Origin of the sequence: Rouxiella badensis (assembly GCF_002093665.1) — a bacterium.
GTDB lineage: Bacteria > Pseudomonadota > Gammaproteobacteria > Enterobacterales > Enterobacteriaceae > Rouxiella > Rouxiella badensis.
Window position 1 is genome coordinate 121569 of the sequence record NZ_MRWE01000003.1, and the last position, 22609, is coordinate 144177.

Here is a 22609-nt window from a genome sequence, read left to right on the forward strand (position 1 = left end):
GTGATTTCTCACAACTAAATCCCAAAACGGGAGTCCGAATAATTGCAAACCAAGCCTGTATCGCGATTGAGCTACTCCTTACGCGCTACGCAAAATTCACTCACTTTGATGATTGAAATTACATGACCGCACCCACTCAATGCTTTAAGAAGTCTTTTTTACACCCTCGTTATTGGCTGACCTGGTTTGGCCTTGGCGTCCTCTTCCTGCTGGTCCAACTGCCTTATCCGGTCCTGTATCGTCTTGGCGTTTGGCTCGGTCGCACCTCAATGCGTTTTCTAAAGCGTCGTGTTTCTATCACGCGTCGCAATCTCCAGCTGTGCTTCCCCGATATGGACAGCGATCAGCTCGAGCGCAGAATCGTCGGCAATTTTGAATCTCTCGGCATGGGTCTGCTGGAAACCGGCATGGCCTGGTTCTGGTCCGACGCACGGGTCAAACGTTGGTTCGACGTCAGCGGTCTTAACTACCTCAAACTCGCGCAGCAAAATAAACAGGGCGTGCTGATCATCGGCGTTCACTTTATGTCGCTCGAACTCGGTGGCCGTGCCATGGGTCTGTGTCAACCGATGATGGCGATGTATCGCCCGCACAACAACAAGGTGATGGAGTTTGTACAGACTTGGGGTCGCATGCGCTCCAACAAGGCGATGCTTGACCGTAAAGATCTGCGCGGCATGGTACACGCCCTGAAGCGTGGTGAAGCCGTATGGTTCGCCCCGGATCAGGACTACGGCCCACGTGGCAGCGTATTCGCGCCGCTGTTTGCCGTCGATCAGGCTGCGACCACCAGCGGAACCTATATGCTGGCCCGTCTGGCTAAACCGGCGCTGGTTTCCGTGGTTCTGGTGCGCAAAGATAAAGGTAAAGGCTATGACCTGGTTATCCAGCCTGAGCTGCGTGACTACCCTATCGATGACGAACTCGCCGCTGCCGCCTATATGAACCGCGTAGTCGAGAAAGAAATCATGCGTGCGCCAGAGCAATATCTTTGGCTGCACCGCCGCTTCAAAACCCGCCCAGAGGGTGCTCCTTCCCTCTATCTTTAGCGGCGTTTGATAGCGATAAACCCGGCCTTTGCGCCGGGTTTTTTATTTCCCTTTTCATAGAAACGATAAAAAGTTAGCGACAGAAAAACGGTTTTTCTATAACCTCTTTTTTTACCTGCCCAGGAGAGAAGTGATGAAAACCACCGTTCGTCTGGCGCTGGTCGGGGATTACCATCCCTCGATAACAGCCCACCAGGCTATCCCCAAAGCCGTAGAACTCGCCGCACAACGCTTCAACATCAGCATCCACGCCGACTGGCTCGCCACAGAAACCATTACCGACGATCCCGCTTCGCTGTCGCATTTTGACGCCTTCTGGTGTACTCCGGGCAGCCCCTATCGTTCAACCGAAGGAGCGATACGCGCTATCCGTTTTGCCCGTGAACAAAACAAACCATTCCTGGGTACCTGCGGTGGATTCCAACATGCAATCATCGAGTACGCCCGTAACGTGATGGATTGGCAGGACGCAGGCCACGGCGAAACGGATACCGAAGGACGCCTGGTTATCGCCGCACTGGCCTGTGAAATGGTCGAGAAACAGGGCAGCGTCACGCTCCTTGAGGGCAGCATCCCTGCCAAGGCCTACGCAAGGCTGGAGATTGAGGAGGGTTACCGCTGCCGCTATGGGATTAACACTGAATTCCAATCGGCACTGGCCGGGCAGTCGCTTAAGATGGTCGGTCATGATGCCGCAGGGGAAGTGAGGGCTATCGAGCTGCCGGGACATCCTTTCTATGTCGCCACCCTTTTCCAGCCTGAACGTGCCGCGCTGAAGGGTGAGCTTCCTCCGTTGGTCGCTGCCCTGATTCAGGCGGCAAGTATTTAAAAACTTTTCATAATGTCTCTCGGTCCTTCGGGGCCGAGAAATCCCGTCATATTCTCAATTCATTTATCGTCTGAATATTACCGAATGTTATAAAAATCACTAAACCGGTAAACATCCCTCACCAAAATCCGAATACTGCGCACCATTTTAAAGCAATGCCGTTTGCCCCGCCCCAAAACAGGTCAATAAATCTACATCATCTCATTATTGTTACTGGTCAATCCCCCCCCGGTATTTGATTACTAAGCATTTTCAATGTTGGCATTCCCTTTGCTTTAGCCGTTTTGCTCGCATGTTTTTGAGCTGCGGGCTTTGCCCCATAAACAGACAGGGTGCTCCGGCACTCACAAAATAATAATGTTCGCTCTCGCCTCACAGGACGATTTATGAAAAAAATACTGCTCTCAACGCTGATTGCCGCGGCAAGTTTTGTCACCCTGATTGGACAAGCTCACGCGGGCACGACTCTGGACGCAATTAAGAAAAACGGCTTTATCAAATGCGGGATCAGCGATGGCTTACCTGGCTTCTCGTCCAAAGATGACAAGGGAAACATCACCGGACTCGACGTTGACGTGTGCCGCGCGATTGCCGCAGCCGTCTTCGGCGATGCAACCAAAGTAAAATACACCCCGCTGACGGCGAAAGAGCGTTTCACGGCACTGCAATCGGGTGAAGTCGATATCCTGTCGCGCAACACGACCTGGACTTCATCCCGCGATGGCGGCATGGGGATGATCTTCGCTGGCGTCAACTATTACGACGGCATCGGCTTCCTGACCCACAAGAAAGCCGGTCTGAAAAGTGCTAAAGAGCTCGACGGCGCGACCGTCTGTCTGCAGGCCGGTACCGACACCGAGCTAAACGTGGCCGACTATTTTAAAGCCAACAAAATGTCCTTCACGCCGGTCACCTTTGACCGTTCAAGCGACAGCGCCAAGGCGTTAGAGTCAGGCCGCTGCGACACCCTTTCTTCCGACCAGTCTCAGCTTTACGCCCTGCGCCAGTCACTGGGCAAACCGGATGACTATGTCGTTCTGCCTGAAGTTATCTCCAAAGAGCCGCTGGGCCCGGTAGTACGTCGCGGTGACGAAGACTGGCTGGAAATCGTGCGCTGGTCGCTTTTCGCCATGCTGAACGCCGAAGAGATGGGCGTGACCTCTAAAAACGTTGATGCGATGGCTGCTAACCCGACCACGCCTGATATGAGCAATCTGTTGGGTAAAACTGGCAAGTACGGTGAAGATCTGAAATTGCCGAATGATTTCGTAGTGAAAATCGTTAAACAGGTCGGTAACTACGGCGAAAGCTTTGACCGCAATGTCGGTGAAGGCAGCCCGCTGAAAATCGCGCGCGGCCAGAATGCACTGTGGAACAAAGGCGGCATCCAGTACGCACCACCCGTTCGTTAATTCCTGCCGCATGGCGACACGTCAGTCCAGGGCGTGTCGCCTCAACCAAGACCTGTAACACTCGAATTACCGCATACTGAGGCTGTCTCTTATGTCGCAACGCCCAACCGAAAAAGTCGCGTTCTCTCTGCGTAACCCTGCGGTTCGCGCCTGGCTGTATCAAATTTTCGCGGTGGTGTTGCTGGTTGCCTGTCTGGGCTACCTGTTACACAACACCATTACCAATCTAACGACGCGAGGGATCACCTCGGGATTTGATTTCTTGAGCCGCGGTGCCGGATTTGGCATCGTCCAACACCTGATTAGTTACGATGAAGGCGACACCTACGCCCGCGTCTTCTTCATTGGGCTGCTAAATACCCTGCTGGTCTCGGCACTGTGCATCGTCTTTGCGTCGATTCTTGGCTTCGTGGTCGGATTAGGGAGACTCTCCGACAACTGGCTTATCCGCAAGCTGTGCACCGTCTACATCGAGACCTTCCGTAATATTCCGCCGTTGCTGCAAATCTTCTTCTGGTACTTTGCCGTTTTGCGCAACCTGCCGGGTCCAAGACAGAGCCTGAACGCCTTCGACACGGTCTTTGCCAGCAACCGCGGTCTCTACCTGCCGTCTCCAGAGATGTCGTCAGGATTCTGGGCCGCGCTGGTTGCCCTGCTGTTGGCGGTCGGTGGCATTCTGTTTTTGAAACGCTATAACCATTTTCGTCAGATTCATACCGGTCTGGTGTGGCGCATCTGGCCGTGGTGCGTCGCGATGCTCATTCTGTTCCCGGCTTTGGCGCAGCTGATTTTCGGCCCGGCATTGCATTGGGACATTCCAAAGCTGAAAGGATTTAACTTCGGCGGCGGCGTGGTGCTTATCCCCGAGCTAGGGGCGCTGACGCTGGCGCTGTCGGTCTATACCTCAACCTTTATTGCCGAAGTCATTCGCTCCGGCATTCAGTCAGTATCTTATGGACAGCACGAAGCGGCGCGATCGCTTGGACTGCCGAATCCGGTCACGCTGCGTCAGGTTATTTTGCCGCAGGCGATGCGCGTCATTATTCCGCCGCTGACCAGCCAGTATCTCAACATCGTCAAAAACTCCTCCCTGGCAGCGGCCATCGGGTATCCAGACATGGTGTCTCTGTTTGCCGGCACGGTACTCAATCAGACCGGACAGGCGATTGAGACGATTGCCATGACGATGTCAGTTTATCTGGTTATCAGCCTGGTAATTTCGTTCTTGATGAACATTTATAACCGCCGCATCGCGCTGGTTGAGCGTTAAGGGAAGCGAATGACGATGACAACACTCCCGCACTCTGTAAGGGGCGCCAAGCCCGGCACCCCCTTCGGCAACGCCGTACTTTGGGCGCGTAAAAATCTGTTCTCCAGCGGGTTCAACAGCCTGCTGACCCTGCTGTTCCTCTGGCTGCTGTGGGAACTGGTCCCGCCGCTGCTGAACTGGGTTATTTTTCAGGCCAACTGGGTCGGCACCACCCGAGCAGACTGTACAAAACAGGGAGCCTGCTGGGTGTTTATCCACGCCCGCTTCGGCCAGTTTATGTATGGGCTTTATCCAACCGACCAGCGCTGGCGCATCAATACCACGCTGATTGTCTGTCTGCTTTCGCTGGTGCCGATGTTTACCGCGAAGATGCCGCGCCGTGGGCTGTACGTCGCATGCTGGGCCGTGGCCTTCCCGGTCTTTACCTGGTTCATGCTCTACGGGGGATTCTTCGGCCTGAGTCGCGTCGAGACCTATCAGTGGGGCGGGCTGACCTTGACGCTAGTCATTGCCGCCGTCGGTATCGCGGGTGCGCTGCCGCTGGGCATTCTGCTGGCGCTGGCTCGACGATCTTCTCTACCGATCGTGCGCGTGCTGTCGGTGATTTTCATCGAATTCTGGCGCGGCGTGCCGCTCATTACCGTGCTGTTCATGTCCTCGGTCATGCTGCCGCTGTTTATGAGCGAAGGCACCAGCATTGACAAGCTGGTCCGCGCGTTGGTCGGCGTGGTGCTGTTCCAGTCGGCCTATGTCGCGGAAGTGGTGCGCGGCGGCCTGCAGGCGCTGCCGAAAGGGCAGACCGAGGCGGCACAATCGCTGGCGCTTGGCTACTGGAGAACGCAGATGCTGGTCATTCTGCCGCAGGCGCTGAAGATGGTGATACCGGGTCTGGTCAACACCATCATTGCGCTGTTCAAAGACACCAGCCTGGTGATCATCATCGGTTTGATGGACTTTTTCAGCAGCGTGCAGCAGGCGACCGTCGCTCCCGAATGGCTAGGCATGTCGACCGAAGGCTATGTCTTCGCCGCCGCCGTTTATTGGATTTTCTGTTTTAGCATGTCGCGTTATAGCCAGCATTTGGAAAAACGCTTCCACACCGGGCATTCAGGACACTGAGGTAAACAATGAGCGACTATAACGTCACCGAAACTAAAAAAATGATGATTACGCTGGAAGACGTTAACAAGTGGTACGGGCAGTTCCACGTGTTGAAAGGCATCAATCTGAACGTAACGTCAGGCGAACGAATCGTTTTATGCGGGCCATCCGGCTCGGGTAAATCGACCACCATTCGCTGCATCAACCATCTTGAAGAGCACCAGCAGGGACGTATCGTCGTGGACGGCACCGAACTGAACGACGATTTGCGCAACATTGAGCGCATTCGTACCGAGGTCGGCATGGTGTTCCAGCACTTCAACTTGTTCCCGCATCTGACGGTGCTTCAGAACTGCACGCTGGCACCTTGCTGGGTGCGCAAGATGCCGAAGAAGGACGCGGAAGAGCTGGCGATGAAATACCTCAAGCGCGTGCGCATCGCCGAGCATGCCCACAAGTTCCCGGGACAGCTTTCAGGCGGTCAGCAGCAGCGCGTTGCCATCGCCCGTTCGCTGTGTATGAAACCGAAAATCATGCTGTTTGACGAGCCTACCTCGGCCCTTGACCCAGAGATGGTCAAAGAGGTGCTGGATACCATGATTGGTCTCGCCGAAGAAGGGATGACGATGCTTTGCGTGACCCACGAGATGGGCTTTGCACGCACCGTGGCGGACAGGGTTATCTTTATGGACAGGGGGGAGATTGTAGAGCAGGCACCGCCGGAAGAGTTCTTCGCGAATCCTAAGTCAGCCAGGACGCGCGAGTTCCTGGCGCAAATTATTCACTAACTTACCGGCCAACCGGCGCACCTCACGGGTTGCGCCGGTTGGCCGCAGTATCACCACATATAGCGGCCAATCAAGGGCGCGATCAGTACCGTCATCACCCCCGCTAGCATCATCACCAGACTCGAGACCACGCCCTCTTCGGCGCCCATTTGGTAGGCCTTGGCCGTCCCCGCACCGTGTGATGCCGCACCCAGCCCGGCCCCTTTCGCCAGCGCGCTGCGCACCGCGAGACGCAGGAACAGCAGGTCGCCAACCGCCATGCCGAATACACCGGTTATCACCACAAACAGCGCCACCAGATCAGGCTGACCGCCCTCCTGTTTCGCCGCCGCCAACGCAAACGGTGTGGTGATCGAACGCACGGCAAGACTGCGCTGTATTTCTTCCGGCAGCATCAGCACCCGCGCCAACCACACCGAGCTAAACACCGCGACGGTAATTGCCGTCACCACGCCCGCGCTCAGGGAAATCCAGTGACGACGAATAATAGCCATGTTCTCATACACCGGCACCGCGAAAGCGATAGTCGACGGTCCCAGCAACCACAGCAGCCAGTGGGTTTCGCCGATATAGTCTTTATAGGAGACGCGCGTCACCACCAGCAGCACCACCAGTACCACCGGGGTAAACACCAACGGCATAAACAGCAAGCTTCGACGCCAGCGATAGAGCCTTTTGTTGGCGTAATACAGCACCAGCGTGATGGCGAAACAGAGAATACTGATCGATAAATCAATCATGTTCGGCCTTCTGCAACGCTTGTGCGTTTTTTCTCTCCGCCATCCTCAGTTCCAGCTTATAGACTTTATCGACCACCACCGCCGTCGCCCCCAGTGTCAAAATAGTGCTAATACCAATCACCAGAAAAATCTTCCATCCCTCGACCATCAACAGCTGGGCGTAGTTGACTACCGCGACCACAGCAGGCACGAAAAACAGCAGCATTTCGGCCAGCAGCCAGCGAGAACCGGCCTTTACCCAACTCAGTGGCAGTACGCGAAAGGCGATAAGCAGCAACATCATCAGCATACCGACAATATTGGCGGGCAGCGGCAGATGCAGCGCACCGACCAAGCGGTCTGCGACCATAAAAAGTAACGCGTACAGCACAACCTGAATCGGTACCTGAAAGCGCGTGAGCAACGACGGCGCTTTCAGGCGCAACGCCAACATCATGGGGTCTGACCTCGGGGGACGAATAATTAGAGATTTCAGTATACGGCGAGGAGAAACCCGTTAAGAAATGAATTAAAATTATCCAAATGATTCCAAATTGGAATGTTAGGTCACTGGAGCCTTATGGACGTTCGCACCCTGCGCTATTTCGTTGAAGTCGTTCGCCAGCAGAGTTTTACCCGCGCGGCGGAAAAACTGTTTGTCACTCAGCCGACCATCAGCAAGATGCTACGCAATCTGGAGGAGGAGCTGGAGTGTACGCTGCTCATCCGCGAAGGGCGTCGCCTGCGGTTGACCGACAGCGGACAAGCGCTTTACCAGCGCGGCCTGAATATCCTGGAGGAGTTTCGTCAGCTTGAGGCCGAGTTGGAAGACATTAATGACGTCAAACGTGGCCTGCTGCGGCTCGGCGTACCGCCGATGGTGGGCACGCAGATGGCTCCCCTGATTGGTGAGTTTCGTCAGCATTATCCTGGTATCGAACTGATTATTTCAGAGTTTGGCGGCCTGACCGTGCAACAGGCAGTGCTTTCAGGCGAGCTGGATCTGGCGCTCACTGCCCTACCCATCGACCCCGCGCTGCCGATTACCTCACAGCTGCTGTTTAGCCATCCTTTATGCGTGGTGGTGCCGAAAACCGCCTGTTGGCTCAACCGCAGCAGCGTGACGCTCAGCGAACTGAGCGATGAAAGCATATTGATTTATAACGAAGATTTTGCGCTTTATCGACAGTTGCTGGACGCCTTTAGCGCCCACGGTTTCACGCCGAAGATAGCCGCACGCAGCGGCCAATGGGATTTTCTTGCCGCGATGGTACAGGCCGGAATGGGTATTGCCATCCTGCCCGAGCCAGTGTGCCAGCGTCTGGACGGCGAGAAGCTACTTTGGCTGCCGCTGACCCCAACCCTGCTGTGGCAGTTAGGTCTCATCTGGCGGCAGGGCAGCTATCTGTCGCAGAGCGCACAGGCGTGGATAGCACGCAGCCGAGAGTTTTGGCCAGAGAGCCTTATTCCTGAGCCAAGACCATAAAAAAGGCCCACGGGCGTTAACCGGCGGGCCTTTCAAGCGGTTCAAAGGCAGGGATTACACCTCTTTTTCGACCAGCAGCGCCTCCAGTAAATCGAGGTCATGAAGCAGTTTTTGCAGCGTCTCGTTGCTAATACGCTGGGTGGCACGCAGGTGATAAAGCTCGCCCCGCTCCGCACGCAGCGCCGTCAGGCGGAAACGTCGCTCAAGGTTTTCCAGCATCAGCGCGTGTTCGATGTCGTCTTTACCGACCGTGCGTCGGCGCAGATTTCCCACCACCCGCGAACTGATTTCCTTCAGCGTTTGCTCGTCAATATTCTCTTCCGAATCGGCGGCAAGACGCTCTTCCATCTTGTGCAGGCTCTCAATCGCGACCTCAGCAGCCACGGCGCGAGCCATACGTTCTTCTTCGCGGTAGGAGGACTTGTCCACAACCACGCCGCGCAGCAGGAAAGGCAACGCCACCACACCGGCAATCAGCGAGAACAAGATCACCCCAGCGGCCAAAAAGACCAGCTGATAGCGCGACGGGAAGGCCGAACCATCGGCCAGGAACAGGGGAATCGACAGCACACCGGCCAGCGTAATCGCGCCACGAACGCCCGCAAACGAGGCAACCCACAGCTCACGCGTCGAGAAACTGCCAAAGGTCAGCGGACGCTTCTTCAGCAGGCGGTTGCTGAAGTTCTTCATCAGCCACAGCCAGGCGAAACGCAGCAGCAACAGGGCGAAGTAGATGACGGCAACGTCGGCGAACAGGTGCCAGGTGACGATGCTCGGGTCATGCGTTGCCTGGTCCAGCGAGCTCTCGAGAATGCCCGGCAGCTGCAGGCCCAACATGATAAACACCATGCCGTTAAACACAAATTCGAGCATCGCCCAGACGCTGTTTGCGCGCAGGCGCATCGCCAGCGGTGCATTGCGAATAATGCCCGACTGACTGATGGTCATACCGGCGGCCACGGCGGCCAGAATGCCTGAAACGCCAATGTGTTCGGCAATCAGATAGGAGGCAAACGGCAGCAGGAGCAGCAGAACGATTTGCGTCGCCGGGTCGTCGCCGCTCCAGCGGCTCATGATGCGCAGCGACTTACTGTACAGCCAGGTCACGGCGACGCCGGCCAACAGACCGCCGATGGCCACTTTGAGGAACTCGACCGTCGCACCCGGCACAGTGAAGACCATAGTCCCCATCGCCACCGCGATGGCGAACTTCAACGATACCAGGCCCGACGCGTCATTCATCAGCGCCTCGCCTTCGAGGATACCCATGATCGATTTCGGAATACGCCCCTTACCGACGATACCCGACAGGGCCACGGCGTCCGTCGGTGACAGTACGGCGGCCAGCGCGAAGGCGGCGACCAAGGGAATATTCGGCACCATCATGTAAATCAGATACCCCACCCCAACTACGGTGACCAGCACCAATGCGAGCGCCAGCCCAAGGATCTCTCGCCCTTTGTGCAGGAATTCGCGCATCGGCGTCTTCCAGCCATCGGCGAACAGCAACGGCGGAATGAACAGCACGAGGAACAAGTCAGGATCGAAATCGACGTGTAAACCAAAGTTGGGCCACGCGAGCAATGCCCCCACGGCGATTTGCATAAGAGGAAGTGGAACCTGGAACGGCAACATCCTGGTAACGACACCGGAGAGCGACACCACCAGAATCAAAATAAGGATGGTAAAAAATATTTCCATGCTTTCCTTAGACTCTTGTTATTAGGTTAATGCTTAAAGCTGGACGCAGGCCGGGCCTGCACGACAATTTGATAGTAAAACATTTTAACAATGGATAAAAATTGCAGACGTCTGAAAGTGAAGTGTAAATGTTGTTAACAAACTTTGTTGGTTTATGAATGCGGGGGAAGAAGAAACAAGCGACTTTCCCCCGCGACAGGCGCGGGGGAAGCGTGAGAGAGGACGTTAAAGCGCCCAGCCGCCGGCGTAGAACACCACCAGCGCAACGGCGATAACTACCGTGCCAAGGTTCAGCTTGCGCCACTCGCCTGAGCAAATACGACCCACGACCAGCGAGCTAAAGCCCAGCATAATGCCGGTCACGATGTTACAGGTCAGCACGATAAATACCGCACACAGCAGCCCCGACATGGCGTCAACAAAGTCGGTGAAGTCCAGCTTGGTCACGTTGCTGAGCATCAGCAGGCCAACGTACATCAGCGCAGGCGCGGTCGCATAGGACGGCACCAGATAGGACAGAGGAGAAAGGAACAGCATCAGCAGGAACAGCACCCCGACCACCGTGGCGGTTAGACCGGTTTTGCCGCCCGCTGCCGTACCTGCCGCAGACTCAATGTACACCGCAGCGGGTGCCGCACCGACCAGACCGGCGAAAATGCTGCTGACCGAGTCCGCCGTCAGTGCCCTGCCAGCGTTGATAATCTGGCCGTCTTTATCCAACAGGTTAGCCTGCCCCGCTACTGCGCGAATGGTGCCCGTGGCGTCGAACACCGCGGTCATCACCAGCGCCAGCACGCTCGGTAACACGGCGGCTTTCAGCGCGTCTTTAATATCAAGATTAAAGAACAACGAATGACCGCTCGCGTCAGACAGTGAAGGCATCGCAAACAGGCCGTGATATTTCACCGCCGGATCGAAAATCAGGCCAATCACGGAAATGGCGATAATCACCAGCAAAATGCCACCCGGCACACGCAGTTTCTCCAGACCAAAAATCACCGCCAGCCCGAGCAGCGTCATCACCACCGGGAAGGAGGTAAAAGCGCCGAGCGCGACAGGCAGGCCGTCGAGCGGATTCTTGATAACCAGCCCCACGCCGTTAGCCGCCACCAGCAGTAGGAACAGGCCGATGCCTATCCCCGTACCGTGCGCAACACCGGTCGGCAGATTGCGCAAAATCCAGGAGCGAATGCCGGTCACCGAGATAACGGTAAACAGCACGCCCATCAGGAATACCGCCCCGAGCGCCACCGGCACGGGGATGTGCTGACCAATAACCAGGCTAAACGCGGTAAACGCCGTCAGGGAGATAGCACAACCAATCGCCAGCGGCAGGTTTGCCCACAGCCCCATCAGCAGAGAGCCAAATCCGGCCACCAGGCAGGTTGCAACGAACACCGCCGCCGCAGAAAAACCGGCTTTGCCGAGCATCGAAGGCACGACTATCACGGAATAGACCATGGCTAAAAAGGTGGTGAGACCGGCGATCACTTCCTGGCGAACGTTACTGCCACGCGCAGAAATAGAAAAGAAAGCATCAAGCGATCCTTTAGGCGTCACGCTGCCGCCCGCTTGAGACTGTGGTTGAGACATGGTGGATCCTCTGAGTGTGCTACTGAAATGCCTGCGTGGTCATTATGAAATCGTTTCGTGTTGTTCGCTTCCCTACCCGGCTAAAGGATGTGCGCCGACGTTCAACGATGATAAACACCGTTGAATTATCGGCAAAAAGCCAGGGCAAACGTTTAACTCACATCGCGTACGGCGGTTCTAAAAGTCGTAGGTACGGCTAAGCAAACGATTATCCAGCTATTAATACTCTGGTTTCAACTCCGTTTAGCGATGTTTTTGTCATTTTTGTACATTTTAAAGACATTTAATCTAAAAAAAGCGAGTCGATCAATTTTTACTCAGGATCCTATTTGATAAGGCCCACCCTGTTTTAACGCCTGTTGATAGGCCGGTCTTGCCTGAATCTTAGCCAGCCACTGTTTCAGGTGCGGGGTTTTATCGGTGGGAAAACGCGAGGCCAGCGCCTCGATTGGAAAGCTCATCTGAATATCTGCGGCGCTGAAGGTTTCACCGGCAAACCAGGCATTTTTAGTCAAGTGATCTTCAATGTAGGCGGCATGCGTCGCCAGCTGTTTGTCGATGTAATTCTGCTGCACGCCTTTACCTATCGCCCCGGCTATCGGGCGGATCAACCACGGCATGGGCGGTTTGCCAAGACGCCCGAAGATAAGTTTCATTACCAGCAGCGGCATCAGCGATCCTTCGGCATAGTGCATCCAGTAACGATACTGCAAACGCGACGAAGGATCCGCTGGCTTGAGAAGACCCTGAAGATCGTAGGTTTCCTGTAAATATTCGAGGATAGCACCCGATTCAGCGATGATAAGATCGCCATCCTGCAACACCGGCGACTTGCCCAGCGGATGGATCTTCTTAAGCGATGCCGGGGCCAGCATCGTTTTTTCGTCACGCTGATAGCGTTCGATGGTGTACGGCAGTTGCAGTTCTTCAAGCATCCACAAAATGCGTTGGGAACGCGAGTTATTGAGGTGGTGAAGGATTATCATGCATACACTCCAGAGTAGTCATACTAATTGATTGTTAACTATAGACTACTGAAGAGACGCTAACCTGCGGTAATAAAAGATTACATCAACGATTGACAAGTTTCGGACAATGCCTCATGTTTGAATTTAAATTCATTAAATGTGAATTTAAATTCAAATTATAAACACGCGTTTTATTCGCAATCTAAAAGGGATTAACACCATGTCCGACGTTTTAGCCGCAGTAGAACAACAATTTTACGCTTACAATCAGCACGACCTGGAAAAATTCGTTTCCTGTTTTAGCGAAACCTTTATTGCGTATCGTATGCCTGCCACCGCGCCTTCCATGCAGGGCAAACAGCAGCTGCGCGAGTTTTACGCCCAAAACCGATTTAACAACCCCGCACTGAAAGCCGAACTCATATCGCGTAGCGTATTGGGTAACAAGGTCTTTGATCTGGAAAGGATCCACGGTCTGAACGAACAACCTATCGAAAGCATGGCGGTATTCGAGGTGAAAGACGGTCTCATTGAGACCGCCTGGTTTTACTTCGCTTAACGAGGTGACAGGTCGGGCCAAAGTGGCCTGACCGCGTCCATGAGCGCGGGTGTCCCCGTCGCCACCGACAGGTGACGAATCCCTTCCCCACCGAAATTTACCACCGTTTCCAGCCCGGCTTCCTGACACAGCACCGCGCCACCAGCGATGTCCCACAGCGTGGTGCGGCGTTGCAGGTGGCCGTCGAGAATACCTTTCGCCGCAAACACCATACCCACGGTGGTACAGCGATAGCAGTGTACCGACCAGTCTGCCTCACGCAGACCCCGATAAAATGCCGACGCCTCACCAAGCTGATCGTCTGCGCTATCGCCCAGAGAAACGACCTGAACGTCAGAGAAACGGTTATCGCGCGTAAAAGGTTTGCCGTTAAGGAAGATGCCCTTGCCGGTCTCTGCGGCAAAAAGTTCGTTAAGCACCGGCAGCGCGACTATCCCAATCACCGGACGATGCCGCTCGACCAGTCCTAATGAAACGCCCCAAAGCGGCGAACCGCGTAAAAAGTTAGACGTGCCGTCGATCGGGTCAATCACCCAGCACGCGCCTTCGCTCAGCTGGCCGCCCATCTCTTCACCAATAATCGGGTCGTTGGGGAAATGCTGTTGCAGCTGCTGGCGGATAAAGTTTTCAACCGCGACATCGGCTTCTGAAACAAAGTCCTGGGTGCGTTTGCTGCTGACATCAATCTCGCTGCGTCGCGCAAAGAAGCTCAGCGCCAGTTCGGCGGCCTGTGCAGCAATTTGGCTGGCGATGCGCAGCCTGTCGGAAATCTCGTTTTTCATTGTTAGCGTCCTTTGTCCTTTAACCAACGGCGCAGTTGACTGACGTTATCAGTCTGAATTGCGCCAAATCCAGCGTCAACCAACGTGCCCCAGACCTGCGTCGGATGCTGATGGGCGTGGCTATCACAGTAGTCCAGCGAGTGAGAGACATCCAGCGTGTTCACCCATAGGCGAATGCCCAACCGTTGCAGCTCCTCTCGCGCCTCGATGACGTCGTGCAAATCGCTAAAATAAAGCGCCATCATCTGCGCGCCAAAGTCTTCTATCTTGCGCAAATCTTCGGCAAACTTTCCGGGTCTGGCGTGCACAATCGGCATGTAGGGAATACGTCGCCGGGCGTCAGTCATGTCCAGCGGGAAGGACTGTGCATTGAGCTCAATCTTGCTTTTAAGCAGCACGCCGTCGGCCATGTTCATGTTGAGCACCAGGTCTATCACGCGCTGGCGATCGCGGGCAAATTTGATATCAATATTCACCACGATCCGGCCACGTGCCTCCTCGAGAAAAGCTTCCAGAGAAGGCACACGATCTTCAGTCACCACCATGCCGGGGCGTCCGTCGCTGCCCTTGAGTCGCGCACGGCGCACTTCAGAGAAGGGCATACGCTGAATTTCGCCCTGATGGTCAGAGGTTCGGTCCAGCCTTGCGTCGTGCACGACCACCAGCTGAGAGTCCGCAGTACTCTGGGTATCAATTTCGATGATGTCAGCGCCTGCGGCAATCGCGTCTTCGAGCGCAGACAGCGAGTTTTCCGGTGCGCGGGTCCATACGCCCCGGTGGGCCACAATCAGCACTGACGGGTTTTGCAGTGAAATCAGTTTTCGGGTATCGACGTACATGTCCTCTCCGGTAAAGGTTTAACTCACACGGAAAGTAACATTGCACGGGTTTATGACTGTTTGACCCAAAAGCCGTGAACAAAATATGACAACCCCTTGCTTAATAACCCTTAAAAGCTCTATATCTTGTAGGAGATTTTTTCGTCAATCATACTCGGAGAATGTCATGCCTGATGCCGCTCATTTGCTGCCTTTTATGTTAATCGCCCTCGGAATGGTGCTCACCCCCGGGCCGAACATGATTTACCTGATTTCGCGCTCTCTCTGTCAAGGCCCAAGGGCCGGACTTATCTCACTCGGCGGCGTCGTGGTCGGCTTCCTGTTTTATATGGTTTTCTCCGCACTCGGTATCACTGCCCTGTTAATGGCCGTGCCGTTTGCCTATGACACCCTGCGATTCTGCGGCGCACTTTATCTGCTGTATATGGCGTGGCAGGCTATCCGCCCCGGCGGTCGTTCGCCGTTTCAGGTGCGTGAACTCGCCAAAGACAGCCCGCGTAAACTCTTCACCATGGGGCTTTTTACTAACCTACTTAACCCCAAGGCCGCCGTGCTGTATCTCTCTCTTTTACCGCAGTTTATCGTGCCTGCGCAGGGTCACGTTCTGATGCAGTCGATGGTGCTGGGCAGCACGCAGATTGCCGTGAGTTTCTGCGTCAATGCGCTGATTGCACTCTCGGCCGGTTATATCGCGGCATTCCTGGCAGGGCGTCCGTTTTGGACCCTGGTGCAACGCTGGCTGATGGCGACCGTACTCAGCGGCCTTGCGGTGCGCATGCTGATTGAAGGGCGTAAATAATCGTCGAGATGTTCAGTTAAGGCACACCGCTATATACTGGGAAATACAACGTATAACGAGGTTTTCCCTGTGCACACTTTTCTAAAATTTTCGCTATCCAGGTCGAATACTTTCAACATCCTGATGCTCGGCGCGGTGCTGAGCATGTCATCCTTTGGCGCGATCGCCTCACGACAAATCACCGACCAGCTTGGCCGTCAGATAACGATTCCCGATCAGGTCGACAGAGTTGTCGTACTTCAGCATCAGACGCTTAATCTTCTCGTGCAGCTCGACGCCAGCAGCAAGATTGTTGGCGTGCTGGCAAACTGGAAACAACAGTTGGGCGACAGCTATGTGCGCCTCGCACCGCAGCTGCTAACAACACCTGCGCTGGGCGATTTGACGCACGTCGATGTGGAGAGTCTGGTTGCGCTGCATCCGCAGGTCGTCTTCGTCACAAACTATGCGCCAAAGGAGATGATTGACCAGATTAGCAACGCAGGCATCGCGGTAGTGGCTATTTCGCTGCGCGACGACAGGCCTGGAGAAGCGGGCAAAATGAATCCGCAGATTAACGACGAGGAGCAGGCCTACAACGACGGGCTAAAAACCGGTATCAGGCTGATTGGTGAGGTGGTGAATCGCCAGAAGCAGGCTGACGCGCTTATCGATTACACCTTTGCCCAGCGAACTCTGGTGAGCAGCCGCCTGAAGGACGTTGCACCCGACCAACGCGTCCGCGTTTATATGGCAAACCCTGACCTCACGACCTATGGCTCCGGCAAATACACTGGCATGATGATGAATCACGCGGGCGCACTTAACGTGGCTGAATCCACGGTGAAAGGCTTTAAACAGGTGAGTATGGAGCAGGTCATCGCCTGGAACCCGCAGGTGATTTTTGTACAGGACCGCTATCCGCAGGTGGTGGGTGATATCGAACGCGACCCTAACTGGCAGGTCATTGACGCCGTAAAGCATCACCGCGTTTATCTGATGCCGGAATATGCCAAGGCCTGGGGTTATCCAATGCCCGAAGCGCTGGCCATCGGTGAGCTGTGGATGGCGAAAAAACTCTATCCGCAAAAATTCAGCGATATCGATATGCAGAAACAGGCCAATGCCTACTATCAGCGTTTCTATCGCACTGACTATGTCGCGCCTAAACCCGCGCCAGCCGAGCCTAAAGCCTGATGACCCGGCAGCTCAACGTTCTGGCTGCGGGCAGCCTGAGAGCCGTTTGGCCGCCTTTAATGGCACATTTTACCCGACAGAGCGGGATAGGGGTCTCGACGCAGTTTGGCCCCGCCGGGCTGCTGCGCCAGCGCATTGAAGCGGGAGAACAGCCTGATCTGTTCGCCTCAGCCAACGTATCACATCCGCAGCGCCTGCTGGCGCTCGGCCGTGCTCAGCGCGTTGAGACCTTTACCGGCAACAGGCTTTGTCTGACGGTGCATGAAAATCGGGTAACCGAACACCCCTCATGGTTAGCGTTGCTGAATGACCCCGGGCTGCGGCTCGGCACCTCGACGCCGCTTGCCGACCCTTCGGGTGACTACACCTGGCAGCTGTTTGAAAAGATAGAGAGGCGTCACCCCGGCATGGGCGAAAGGCTGCGTCAGTCGGCTTTGCCACTGGTCGGCGGCGCCGAGAGCCAGCCCGTACCAGCGGGCGAGCTGGCCGCGGCGTGGCTTATCCGCACCGGACAGTGCGAGCTTTTCATCGGCTATGTGAGTTACGCGCGTCGGCTCGCAGAGTGTGACGGTCTGCGGGTGATTGAAATACCTGAGGATTATAATATTCGAGCGGATTATGCCTTTGCGCAATGCCACGCACGAGCAGAACCGCTGTCAGATTTTTTGCTCTCGACAGCGGCGCAGGGGTACTTAACGCGGGAAGGATTTACCGAGAGGGATTAGTCCCTCTCTTTCAGCGCACGCTGACGGTCATAGTACTCGTCTTCTGCGGCAGTAATTTCATCGAGCAGAGAGTCCACGTCAGCCTTGTGCGTGTCTTCGGCAAATTGGCCGGTCAGCACGCTTTCCGGGGTCAATTTACCCTCTTCATACAGCGCCCAGATCTCTTTCGCATAGCGCGTTTCCAGCAGCGCTGGCGCGAATTGCCCGTAGAAATCGGTCATGTTGTTCACGTCACGCTCGAACATAGATTCGGCATGGTTATTGGCTGAGGCATCAACGGCCTGCGGCAAGTCAATGATAACCGGCCCCTGTGCGTCAAGCAGCACGTTGAACTCCGAGAGGTCACCATGCACGATACCAGCGCAAAGCATGCGGACGATGTTGCGGATCATGATGTCATGCCCCTCAATCGCCTCCTGCTCGGTAAATATAACGTCGCTCAAACGCGGTGCTACCAGCCCTTCACCGTCGGTAATAAGCTCCATCAGCAGCACACCGTCGAGGCAGATATAAGGTTGCGGGACCCGCACGCCGGCGTTTGCCAAACGAAACAGCGCGTCAACTTCGGCCGTCTGCCAAGTCTCTTCCTGCTGCTTGCGCCCAAACTTGGAGCCTTTTTGCATCGCACGTGCGCTGCGGCTGTTACGAACCTTGCGCCCTTCCTGATACTGAACGGCCTGCTTAAAGCTACGCTGCGTTGCTTCCTTATAAACCTTGGCGCAACGAATTTCCTCACCGCATAAAACGGTGTACACGTCGGCTTCTTTGCCACTTTTCAGTCGACGGACCACGTCATCGATTAGGCCGTCATCCACCAGAGGTTGGATTCTATTTGGGATTTTCATGCAGCCTTGTACCTTATTTATGCGCGCGAGGGAATCACCCCGCACAAAATTCCTTTAACCGTGCTCTGTCGCCATCCTGTTAGGTGGCCTATGCCTCAGTTTATCTTAGTCATACCTCACTGCATACTTTCCAGACAGAGATCTTTGAGGGTAGCGCGGAACCCTACGCTAGTTTATCCATTTATCTCAGCGCAAAGGACGCAGGATCAAGAATGAAAAGTGGGATGCCTGTGGCAAAAAATGGGATGGGTCTTTTAAAAATAGTTAGCGGAGGTATTATTAATAGCGATGAATTGCTTCCTTTTTTAAACGAAATTAAAACGAAAACTAATGACAAATTAAGATTCAAAGGACTGTTTAAAAAAGCCCCTAAGCCGTTTAGCTTCCGTTTATGTTACCCAGAATTTAGTATAAGAATGGTTTAAGAAGCAGGTGGTACTGTGCAGCCACTGTAACCTGCTGAGATTCTATTTATGCCAAGCATTCTAATTACAGGCGCCTCCGGCTTCGTGGGTGGTGCCGTTGTCGAACATTTTTTACGTCAGTATCCAAAAAACGAAATCAACCTTCTGTTATTAGTCCGCGCTGAAACAACGGCTGCCGGTTTATTGAGAATAAGAACCAATTTAGAAAAATTTGGTTTAAATTCGCAGCAGCTTGCTTCTATTAATGAAGAAAATATTTTAATCGGTGACCTGTCCGAGCCTGAAGCATTTACTCAGGACCCACGTATCGATAATGTCACGCACGTTATTAACTGTGCTGCAATTGCCTCCTTCGGAAATAACCCGGCGCTGTGGCGCGTTAACGTCGACGGCTCTTTAGCTTTTGCTCAGCGGATGGCAAAAGTAAAAAGCCTACAGCGCTTTGTTCACGTTGGCACCGCCATGGCGTCAATGCCGGACAAAGACAGCGTTTTCTATGAAGATATGCCCGATAATGCGCACAATGAGGACCTGGTGCAGTACACCGCCTCCAAACGCGCTATCGAAAATCTGATCCGCGAACACTGCCCGGACCTGCCTTTTGTGGTGGCACGTCCCTCCATTATCGTCGGTCATACTCAGTACGGATGCCGTCCATCGAGCAGCATTTTCTGGGTATTCCTGATGGCGCTCAAGCTGAAGAAATTTACCTGTCAGCTTGACGATAAAATTGACGTTATTCCAGTAGACTATTGTGCCATGGTGCTGGCGAATCTTTGCCTGAGCGAAGAAGTTAAACATAACTTCTACCATATTTCTTCGGGTGAAGAGATGTGTACGCCTTTTTCTGCTATCGATGAATCTGTCGCCAAAGCAAATAACACCTCAGCAATTGTTAACGATTATCAGCAAATTAGTTATCAAGAGTTCACAGGAATTCGGAAACAATTTAAAGATATTCTTGGCCCCTGCAATGACAAGATTATTCTGCGCGCAATTAAATTATACGGCGGCTTTGCAGAATTAAACGTTAAGTTCGATAATCAGCGTTTATTGGACATGGGCATTCCGCGCCCTATGGCATTTACGCGTTATATCGATAAATGCGTCAGCACCACGCAGGGTCTTTCAATTCCTGAATTGATGATGGTCGACTTTAAGTAATAATATTCGTCCTGATACGACTGCCCCCTCGCTTAATAAAAGGGGGCATTTTTGCGCTATACGCTGCCGTTACGACCAAATAATTGATAACCTTCGCGTTGATTCAAGCGCTCATAGTACGAAAAAACGGCAGAAAGCGTAGGGCGAGTGATTGGCGTCATCACCCAGCGATTTACCGACATGCCAATCACTATGTCGGCCAGCGTAAAGCGGTCACCCAATATATAGTCTCCCGCCTGCTGTAATTGACCGTCAACAATCTCCATTAATCTATTCCATTCTGCGATGCTGATTGCGAGCAATGCCGGGTCCTGATGCTGCGGGCTTTGACGCGCAAGAGACATAAAGGCATAGCGCCAGGCATTATTCAGATCGCCGAGCTGCCAGTCCATCCACTGCTCTACCTTCGCTCTTTCACGCGGCGTTGGCGGTAAGAGATCGTCTCGCCCCTCTTTAGCCACCAAATAGCGGCAGATAGTGTTGGATTCCCACAGGACATATTCATCATCAATAATGACCGGCACCAAAGAATTCGGGTTCAACGCCTTAAACTCTGCCGTTTGCGTCGATTTGAAATCGCCGCCGTACTCTTCATGGCGGTAATCCAACCCCAGCTCATGGCAGGTCCAGAGCACTTTACGCACATTAATTGACGTCGATTTGCCTAATATTTTCAACATAGTCTGTCTTCTCCACCAGCATACTGCGCTGCCTATTTTTCGGTGCCGGGACGGCTATACAAGCGAACGGGACTGTCTTGATAAGTCGTATCAATCTGATGAATAAATCCATGCTTCTCGGCCAGCCGGATTGACGGCGTATTTTCCGGAGCAATGATGCAGCAAACGGGACGCTCGAGGTGCGCGGCGGCCCAATCGAGTACGGCTTTTGCCGCCTCGCTGGCGTAGCCTTTGCCGTGAAATTCTGGGCTTAATACCCAACCCATCTCCGCCTTATTCTCCAGAGAAGGCTGCATATTTCGCTGAAAGTCGGCAAGCCCGATCTCGCCGATGAAGCGGCCAGACTCTTTTTCTTTCACCACCCAATAGCCAAAACCCAGCAGTTGCCAATGGCCGACATAGCGTAAAAGCCGGGTCCAGCTCGCCTCGCGCGTGGAGGGCGTGCCACCGATAAAGCGGACCATTTCAGGATCGGCCCACAGCGCCGCGATGACGTTGAAATCATCAACGGTGTGGCCGCGCAGAATCAATCTTGGCGTTTCTATTTGTGGTGCAGCGTTGAGCATAGTAGTGATAACCCTCAGTAATCCGACAGGAATAACCTAGCACCGAATGTCGGCTAATGGGATGGTGGGAAAGTTATTTTGAGAAATAGCGCGAGGAATACGTTAGCGCAAAAGGTTCTGGCGAACGGCAGAAGGCGCGACGCCGCGCAGCGACTTAAAGCGGTTGCTGAAATGGCTGGTTGAACTGAACCCACAGTCCAACGCGATAGTAGTGATATCCAGACGGGTATTACGCAATAAATTCTCGGCGCGGATAATACGCGCGTTCATGACGTACTGGTGTGGCGCAACGCCCATCGACTGCTTAAACATCCGCGCAAAATGATACTCACTTAGCCCAGCAATCTCGGCCAACTGCTGCAACTGTAGCGGCGTCGACAGATGGCCGTGAATATATTCCTTCACGCGGTTCAGCACCGTCGGCGACAGACCGCCACGCACGGTCGGCAGCGCCCACTGCAAATGGGTATAGTGGCGCACCAGATGCGTCACCAGTAGATTGGTGGCCGTACTAAGCATCAGCTGATTGCTGCTTTCCTGCCACTGGCAACTGAGCAGAAAGTGACGATAAAGCTGAGTAATATGCTGATCTTCTTCGAACGTGAGTTCATCGACCAGAATACTCGCCGGGCTACGGTCCCAGGTCTGTTCTATGACCTGGCGCAGATGTTCGTCGGTGCAATACATATGTACAAACGACAAGTCGCCCCGCACGTCCCAGCTCGAGACGTTGTGTTTCGGCATCAGACAGAAGCGATCCGGCCCGCCACCGTTTTGCCAGCCTGAACGCGTTTTGTGGTAGCACTCGTAGCCGTCGGCGATATACAGGCTGAGCGTATGGTGATCCGGGTCTTCCTGCGTCACGCAGTCGTTTTTATTCGACCACGCGGCCAGCTGCATACCCGACCCCAGATGCACGGTATCGTGCAACACGGCATGGTGCTTCTGGAGCGTTTCGAAGGCCTGATAACGATTTGGCATGGCGCGGCTTCCCGGTGAATGAATAGCGCTATTGTAGTGTTTTCCCCGCGTTGAGGGCGAGTATTGACTGCACTATCACTTTAAAAAAACCGCAAGAATATACAACTGACCGCAAGCCCATGAATGCCCAAATCTTATTGAGGGTCGATAAT

The 22609-nt window shown here is 54.2% G+C and carries 24 protein-coding genes; 13 read left to right on the forward strand and 11 right to left on the reverse strand.

What is annotated here, in order from left to right; all coding sequences use genetic code 11:
• Nucleotides 1-122: 122 nt before the first annotated feature.
• From lpxP to BS640_RS02960, 6 genes are all read left to right on the forward strand, one after another.
• Nucleotides 123-1049 (forward strand): kdo(2)-lipid IV(A) palmitoleoyltransferase, encoded by a 927-nt coding sequence (gene lpxP / locus BS640_RS02935; RefSeq protein WP_017490743.1) that lies wholly within the window; start codon nucleotides 123-125, stop codon nucleotides 1047-1049.
• Nucleotides 1050-1182: 133 nt separating this feature from the next.
• On the forward strand, nucleotides 1183-1878 hold the full coding sequence (locus tag BS640_RS02940) for a CTP synthase C-terminal region-related (seleno)protein (RefSeq protein ID WP_084911844.1): 696 nt from the start codon (nucleotides 1183-1185) through the stop codon (nucleotides 1876-1878).
• A 386-nt stretch (nucleotides 1879-2264) separates the two neighbouring features.
• Nucleotides 2265-3290, forward strand: a complete 1026-nt coding sequence (locus BS640_RS02945; protein WP_017490745.1) for an amino acid ABC transporter substrate-binding protein — start codon at nucleotides 2265-2267, stop codon at nucleotides 3288-3290.
• Nucleotides 3291-3381: 91 nt separating this feature from the next.
• Nucleotides 3382-4560: an amino acid ABC transporter permease gene (locus tag BS640_RS02950; protein WP_017490746.1), complete on the forward strand. Its 1179-nt coding sequence runs from the start codon at nucleotides 3382-3384 to the stop codon at nucleotides 4558-4560.
• A gap of 9 nt (nucleotides 4561-4569) precedes the next feature.
• A complete protein-coding gene (locus BS640_RS02955; protein ID WP_084911846.1) occupies nucleotides 4570-5679 on the forward strand; it encodes an amino acid ABC transporter permease in 1110 nt (369 codons plus the stop codon).
• Nucleotides 5680-5687: 8 nt separating this feature from the next.
• The gene (locus BS640_RS02960) at nucleotides 5688-6449 is read left to right on the forward strand and encodes an amino acid ABC transporter ATP-binding protein (protein WP_017490748.1); all 762 of its coding nucleotides are present in this window, start codon (nucleotides 5688-5690) and stop codon (nucleotides 6447-6449) included.
• A gap of 50 nt (nucleotides 6450-6499) precedes the next feature.
• On the opposite strand, the gene BS640_RS02965 is transcribed toward BS640_RS02960, so the two are convergent.
• Together BS640_RS02965 and BS640_RS02970 are read right to left on the reverse strand one after the other, a co-directional pair.
• On the reverse strand, nucleotides 6500-7189 hold the full coding sequence (locus tag BS640_RS02965) for an LrgB family protein (RefSeq protein ID WP_017490749.1): 690 nt from the start codon (nucleotides 7187-7189) through the stop codon (nucleotides 6500-6502).
• Complete coding sequence (locus tag BS640_RS02970) at nucleotides 7182-7625, reverse strand: CidA/LrgA family protein (RefSeq protein ID WP_084911848.1); 444 nt, start codon at nucleotides 7623-7625, stop codon at nucleotides 7182-7184. Before BS640_RS02970 ends, BS640_RS02965 begins: the two co-directional genes overlap by 8 nt.
• 123 nt (nucleotides 7626-7748) lie before the next feature.
• Between BS640_RS02970 and BS640_RS02975 the strand changes: the two genes are divergently transcribed.
• On the forward strand, nucleotides 7749-8654 hold the full coding sequence (locus BS640_RS02975; RefSeq protein WP_017490751.1) for a LysR family transcriptional regulator: 906 nt from the start codon (nucleotides 7749-7751) through the stop codon (nucleotides 8652-8654).
• Nucleotides 8655-8708: 54 nt separating this feature from the next.
• Here BS640_RS02975 and BS640_RS02980 read toward each other — a convergent pair whose 3' ends face one another.
• From BS640_RS02980 to BS640_RS02990, 3 genes are all read right to left on the reverse strand, one after another.
• Entirely contained in the window at nucleotides 8709-10355 is a 1647-nt protein-coding gene (locus tag BS640_RS02980) for a Na+/H+ antiporter (RefSeq protein ID WP_017490752.1), read from the reverse strand.
• Nucleotides 10356-10580: 225 nt separating this feature from the next.
• A complete protein-coding gene (locus BS640_RS02985) occupies nucleotides 10581-11948 on the reverse strand; it encodes an NCS2 family permease (RefSeq protein ID WP_017490753.1) in 1368 nt (455 codons plus the stop codon).
• 317 nt (nucleotides 11949-12265) lie between these two features.
• Nucleotides 12266-12934, reverse strand: coding sequence for a glutathione S-transferase family protein (locus tag BS640_RS02990; RefSeq protein WP_017490754.1), 669 nt, complete (start codon nucleotides 12932-12934; stop codon nucleotides 12266-12268).
• A gap of 202 nt (nucleotides 12935-13136) precedes the next feature.
• Between BS640_RS02990 and BS640_RS02995 the strand changes: the two genes are divergently transcribed.
• Entirely contained in the window at nucleotides 13137-13475 is a 339-nt protein-coding gene (locus tag BS640_RS02995) for a nuclear transport factor 2 family protein (RefSeq protein ID WP_017490755.1), read from the forward strand.
• Here BS640_RS02995 and BS640_RS03000 read toward each other — a convergent pair.
• Both BS640_RS03000 and BS640_RS03005 read right to left on the reverse strand, forming a co-directional pair.
• The gene (locus BS640_RS03000) at nucleotides 13472-14257 is read right to left on the reverse strand and encodes an inositol monophosphatase family protein (RefSeq protein WP_017490756.1); all 786 of its coding nucleotides are present in this window, start codon (nucleotides 14255-14257) and stop codon (nucleotides 13472-13474) included. The genes BS640_RS02995 and BS640_RS03000 overlap by 4 nt on opposite strands.
• Nucleotides 14258-14259: 2 nt before the next feature.
• The gene (locus BS640_RS03005) at nucleotides 14260-15096 is read right to left on the reverse strand and encodes a glycerophosphodiester phosphodiesterase family protein (RefSeq protein WP_017490757.1); all 837 of its coding nucleotides are present in this window, start codon (nucleotides 15094-15096) and stop codon (nucleotides 14260-14262) included.
• A 166-nt stretch (nucleotides 15097-15262) separates the two neighbouring features.
• Between BS640_RS03005 and BS640_RS03010 the strand changes: the two genes are divergently transcribed.
• The 3 genes from BS640_RS03010 (at nucleotide 15263) to BS640_RS03020 (ending at nucleotide 17796) form a co-directional block, all read left to right on the forward strand.
• Nucleotides 15263-15895, forward strand: a complete 633-nt coding sequence (locus BS640_RS03010; RefSeq protein WP_017490758.1) for a LysE family translocator — start codon at nucleotides 15263-15265, stop codon at nucleotides 15893-15895.
• Nucleotides 15896-16018: 123 nt separating this feature from the next.
• Nucleotides 16019-17071 carry an ABC transporter substrate-binding protein gene (locus BS640_RS03015; RefSeq protein ID WP_084911850.1) on the forward strand — a complete coding sequence of 351 codons (1053 nt, stop codon included), beginning with the start codon at nucleotides 16019-16021 and terminating at the stop codon, nucleotides 17069-17071.
• Nucleotides 17071-17796, forward strand: a complete 726-nt coding sequence (locus BS640_RS03020) for a substrate-binding domain-containing protein (RefSeq protein WP_017490760.1) — start codon at nucleotides 17071-17073, stop codon at nucleotides 17794-17796. Before BS640_RS03015 ends, BS640_RS03020 begins: the two co-directional genes overlap by 1 nt.
• On the opposite strand, the gene BS640_RS03025 is transcribed toward BS640_RS03020, so the two are convergent.
• The gene (locus BS640_RS03025) at nucleotides 17793-18641 is read right to left on the reverse strand and encodes a PA4780 family RIO1-like protein kinase (RefSeq protein ID WP_017490761.1); all 849 of its coding nucleotides are present in this window, start codon (nucleotides 18639-18641) and stop codon (nucleotides 17793-17795) included. The two genes, BS640_RS03020 and BS640_RS03025, sit on opposite strands and share 4 nt — an antisense overlap.
• 212 nt (nucleotides 18642-18853) lie before the next feature.
• On the opposite strand from BS640_RS03025, the gene BS640_RS03030 reads away from it, so the two are divergent.
• Entirely contained in the window at nucleotides 18854-19066 is a 213-nt protein-coding gene (locus tag BS640_RS03030; protein WP_017490762.1) for a hypothetical protein, read from the forward strand.
• Between the two features lie 48 nt (nucleotides 19067-19114).
• Entirely contained in the window at nucleotides 19115-20230 is a 1116-nt protein-coding gene (locus tag BS640_RS03035) for an SDR family oxidoreductase (RefSeq protein ID WP_017490763.1), read from the forward strand.
• Nucleotides 20231-20286: 56 nt separating this feature from the next.
• Here the strand turns inward: BS640_RS03035 and BS640_RS03040 are convergent, their stop codons facing one another.
• From BS640_RS03040 to BS640_RS03050, 3 genes are all read right to left on the reverse strand, one after another.
• Nucleotides 20287-20910 (reverse strand): glutathione S-transferase family protein, encoded by a 624-nt coding sequence (locus BS640_RS03040; protein WP_017490764.1) that lies wholly within the window; start codon nucleotides 20908-20910, stop codon nucleotides 20287-20289.
• A gap of 32 nt (nucleotides 20911-20942) precedes the next feature.
• Nucleotides 20943-21476 (reverse strand): GNAT family N-acetyltransferase, encoded by a 534-nt coding sequence (locus BS640_RS03045; protein ID WP_017490765.1) that lies wholly within the window; start codon nucleotides 21474-21476, stop codon nucleotides 20943-20945.
• Nucleotides 21477-21578: 102 nt separating this feature from the next.
• Entirely contained in the window at nucleotides 21579-22457 is an 879-nt protein-coding gene (locus BS640_RS03050; RefSeq protein WP_084911852.1) for a helix-turn-helix domain-containing protein, read from the reverse strand.
• Between the last annotated feature and the right edge of the window lie 152 nt (nucleotides 22458-22609).

Bases quoted from the DNA above. Each gene is read 5' to 3' on its own strand.
- BS640_RS03025 (WP_017490761.1), bottom strand. From the start codon at position 18,641: ATGAAAATCCCAAATAGAATCCAACCTCTGGTGGATGACGGCCTAATC.
- lpxP (WP_017490743.1), top strand. From the start codon at position 123: ATGACCGCACCCACTCAATGCTTTAAGAAGTCTTTTTTACACCCTCGT.
- BS640_RS03035 (WP_017490763.1), top strand. From the start codon at position 19,115: ATGCCAAGCATTCTAATTACAGGCGCCTCCGGCTTCGTGGGTGGTGCC.
- BS640_RS03045 (WP_017490765.1), bottom strand. From the start codon at position 21,476: ATGCTCAACGCTGCACCACAAATAGAAACGCCAAGATTGATTCTGCGC.
- BS640_RS02945 (WP_017490745.1), top strand. From the start codon at position 2,265: ATGAAAAAAATACTGCTCTCAACGCTGATTGCCGCGGCAAGTTTTGTC.
- BS640_RS02980 (WP_017490752.1), bottom strand. From the start codon at position 10,355: ATGGAAATATTTTTTACCATCCTTATTTTGATTCTGGTGGTGTCGCTC.
- BS640_RS02975 (WP_017490751.1), top strand. From the start codon at position 7,749: ATGGACGTTCGCACCCTGCGCTATTTCGTTGAAGTCGTTCGCCAGCAG.
- BS640_RS03015 (WP_084911850.1), top strand. From the start codon at position 16,019: ATGCTCGGCGCGGTGCTGAGCATGTCATCCTTTGGCGCGATCGCCTCA.
- BS640_RS02940 (WP_084911844.1), top strand. From the start codon at position 1,183: ATGAAAACCACCGTTCGTCTGGCGCTGGTCGGGGATTACCATCCCTCG.
- BS640_RS03000 (WP_017490756.1), bottom strand. From the start codon at position 14,257: ATGAAAAACGAGATTTCCGACAGGCTGCGCATCGCCAGCCAAATTGCT.
- BS640_RS02985 (WP_017490753.1), bottom strand. From the start codon at position 11,948: ATGTCTCAACCACAGTCTCAAGCGGGCGGCAGCGTGACGCCTAAAGGA.
- BS640_RS02950 (WP_017490746.1), top strand. From the start codon at position 3,382: ATGTCGCAACGCCCAACCGAAAAAGTCGCGTTCTCTCTGCGTAACCCT.
- BS640_RS02970 (WP_084911848.1), bottom strand. From the start codon at position 7,625: ATGATGTTGGCGTTGCGCCTGAAAGCGCCGTCGTTGCTCACGCGCTTT.
- BS640_RS02965 (WP_017490749.1), bottom strand. From the start codon at position 7,189: ATGATTGATTTATCGATCAGTATTCTCTGTTTCGCCATCACGCTGGTG.
- BS640_RS02990 (WP_017490754.1), bottom strand. From the start codon at position 12,934: ATGATAATCCTTCACCACCTCAATAACTCGCGTTCCCAACGCATTTTG.
- BS640_RS03020 (WP_017490760.1), top strand. From the start codon at position 17,071: ATGACCCGGCAGCTCAACGTTCTGGCTGCGGGCAGCCTGAGAGCCGTT.
- BS640_RS03005 (WP_017490757.1), bottom strand. From the start codon at position 15,096: ATGTACGTCGATACCCGAAAACTGATTTCACTGCAAAACCCGTCAGTG.
- BS640_RS02995 (WP_017490755.1), top strand. From the start codon at position 13,137: ATGTCCGACGTTTTAGCCGCAGTAGAACAACAATTTTACGCTTACAAT.
- BS640_RS03040 (WP_017490764.1), bottom strand. From the start codon at position 20,910: ATGTTGAAAATATTAGGCAAATCGACGTCAATTAATGTGCGTAAAGTG.
- BS640_RS03050 (WP_084911852.1), bottom strand. From the start codon at position 22,457: ATGCCAAATCGTTATCAGGCCTTCGAAACGCTCCAGAAGCACCATGCC.
- BS640_RS03010 (WP_017490758.1), top strand. From the start codon at position 15,263: ATGCCTGATGCCGCTCATTTGCTGCCTTTTATGTTAATCGCCCTCGGA.
- BS640_RS02955 (WP_084911846.1), top strand. From the start codon at position 4,570: ATGACGATGACAACACTCCCGCACTCTGTAAGGGGCGCCAAGCCCGGC.
- BS640_RS02960 (WP_017490748.1), top strand. From the start codon at position 5,688: ATGAGCGACTATAACGTCACCGAAACTAAAAAAATGATGATTACGCTG.
- BS640_RS03030 (WP_017490762.1), top strand. From the start codon at position 18,854: ATGAAAAGTGGGATGCCTGTGGCAAAAAATGGGATGGGTCTTTTAAAA.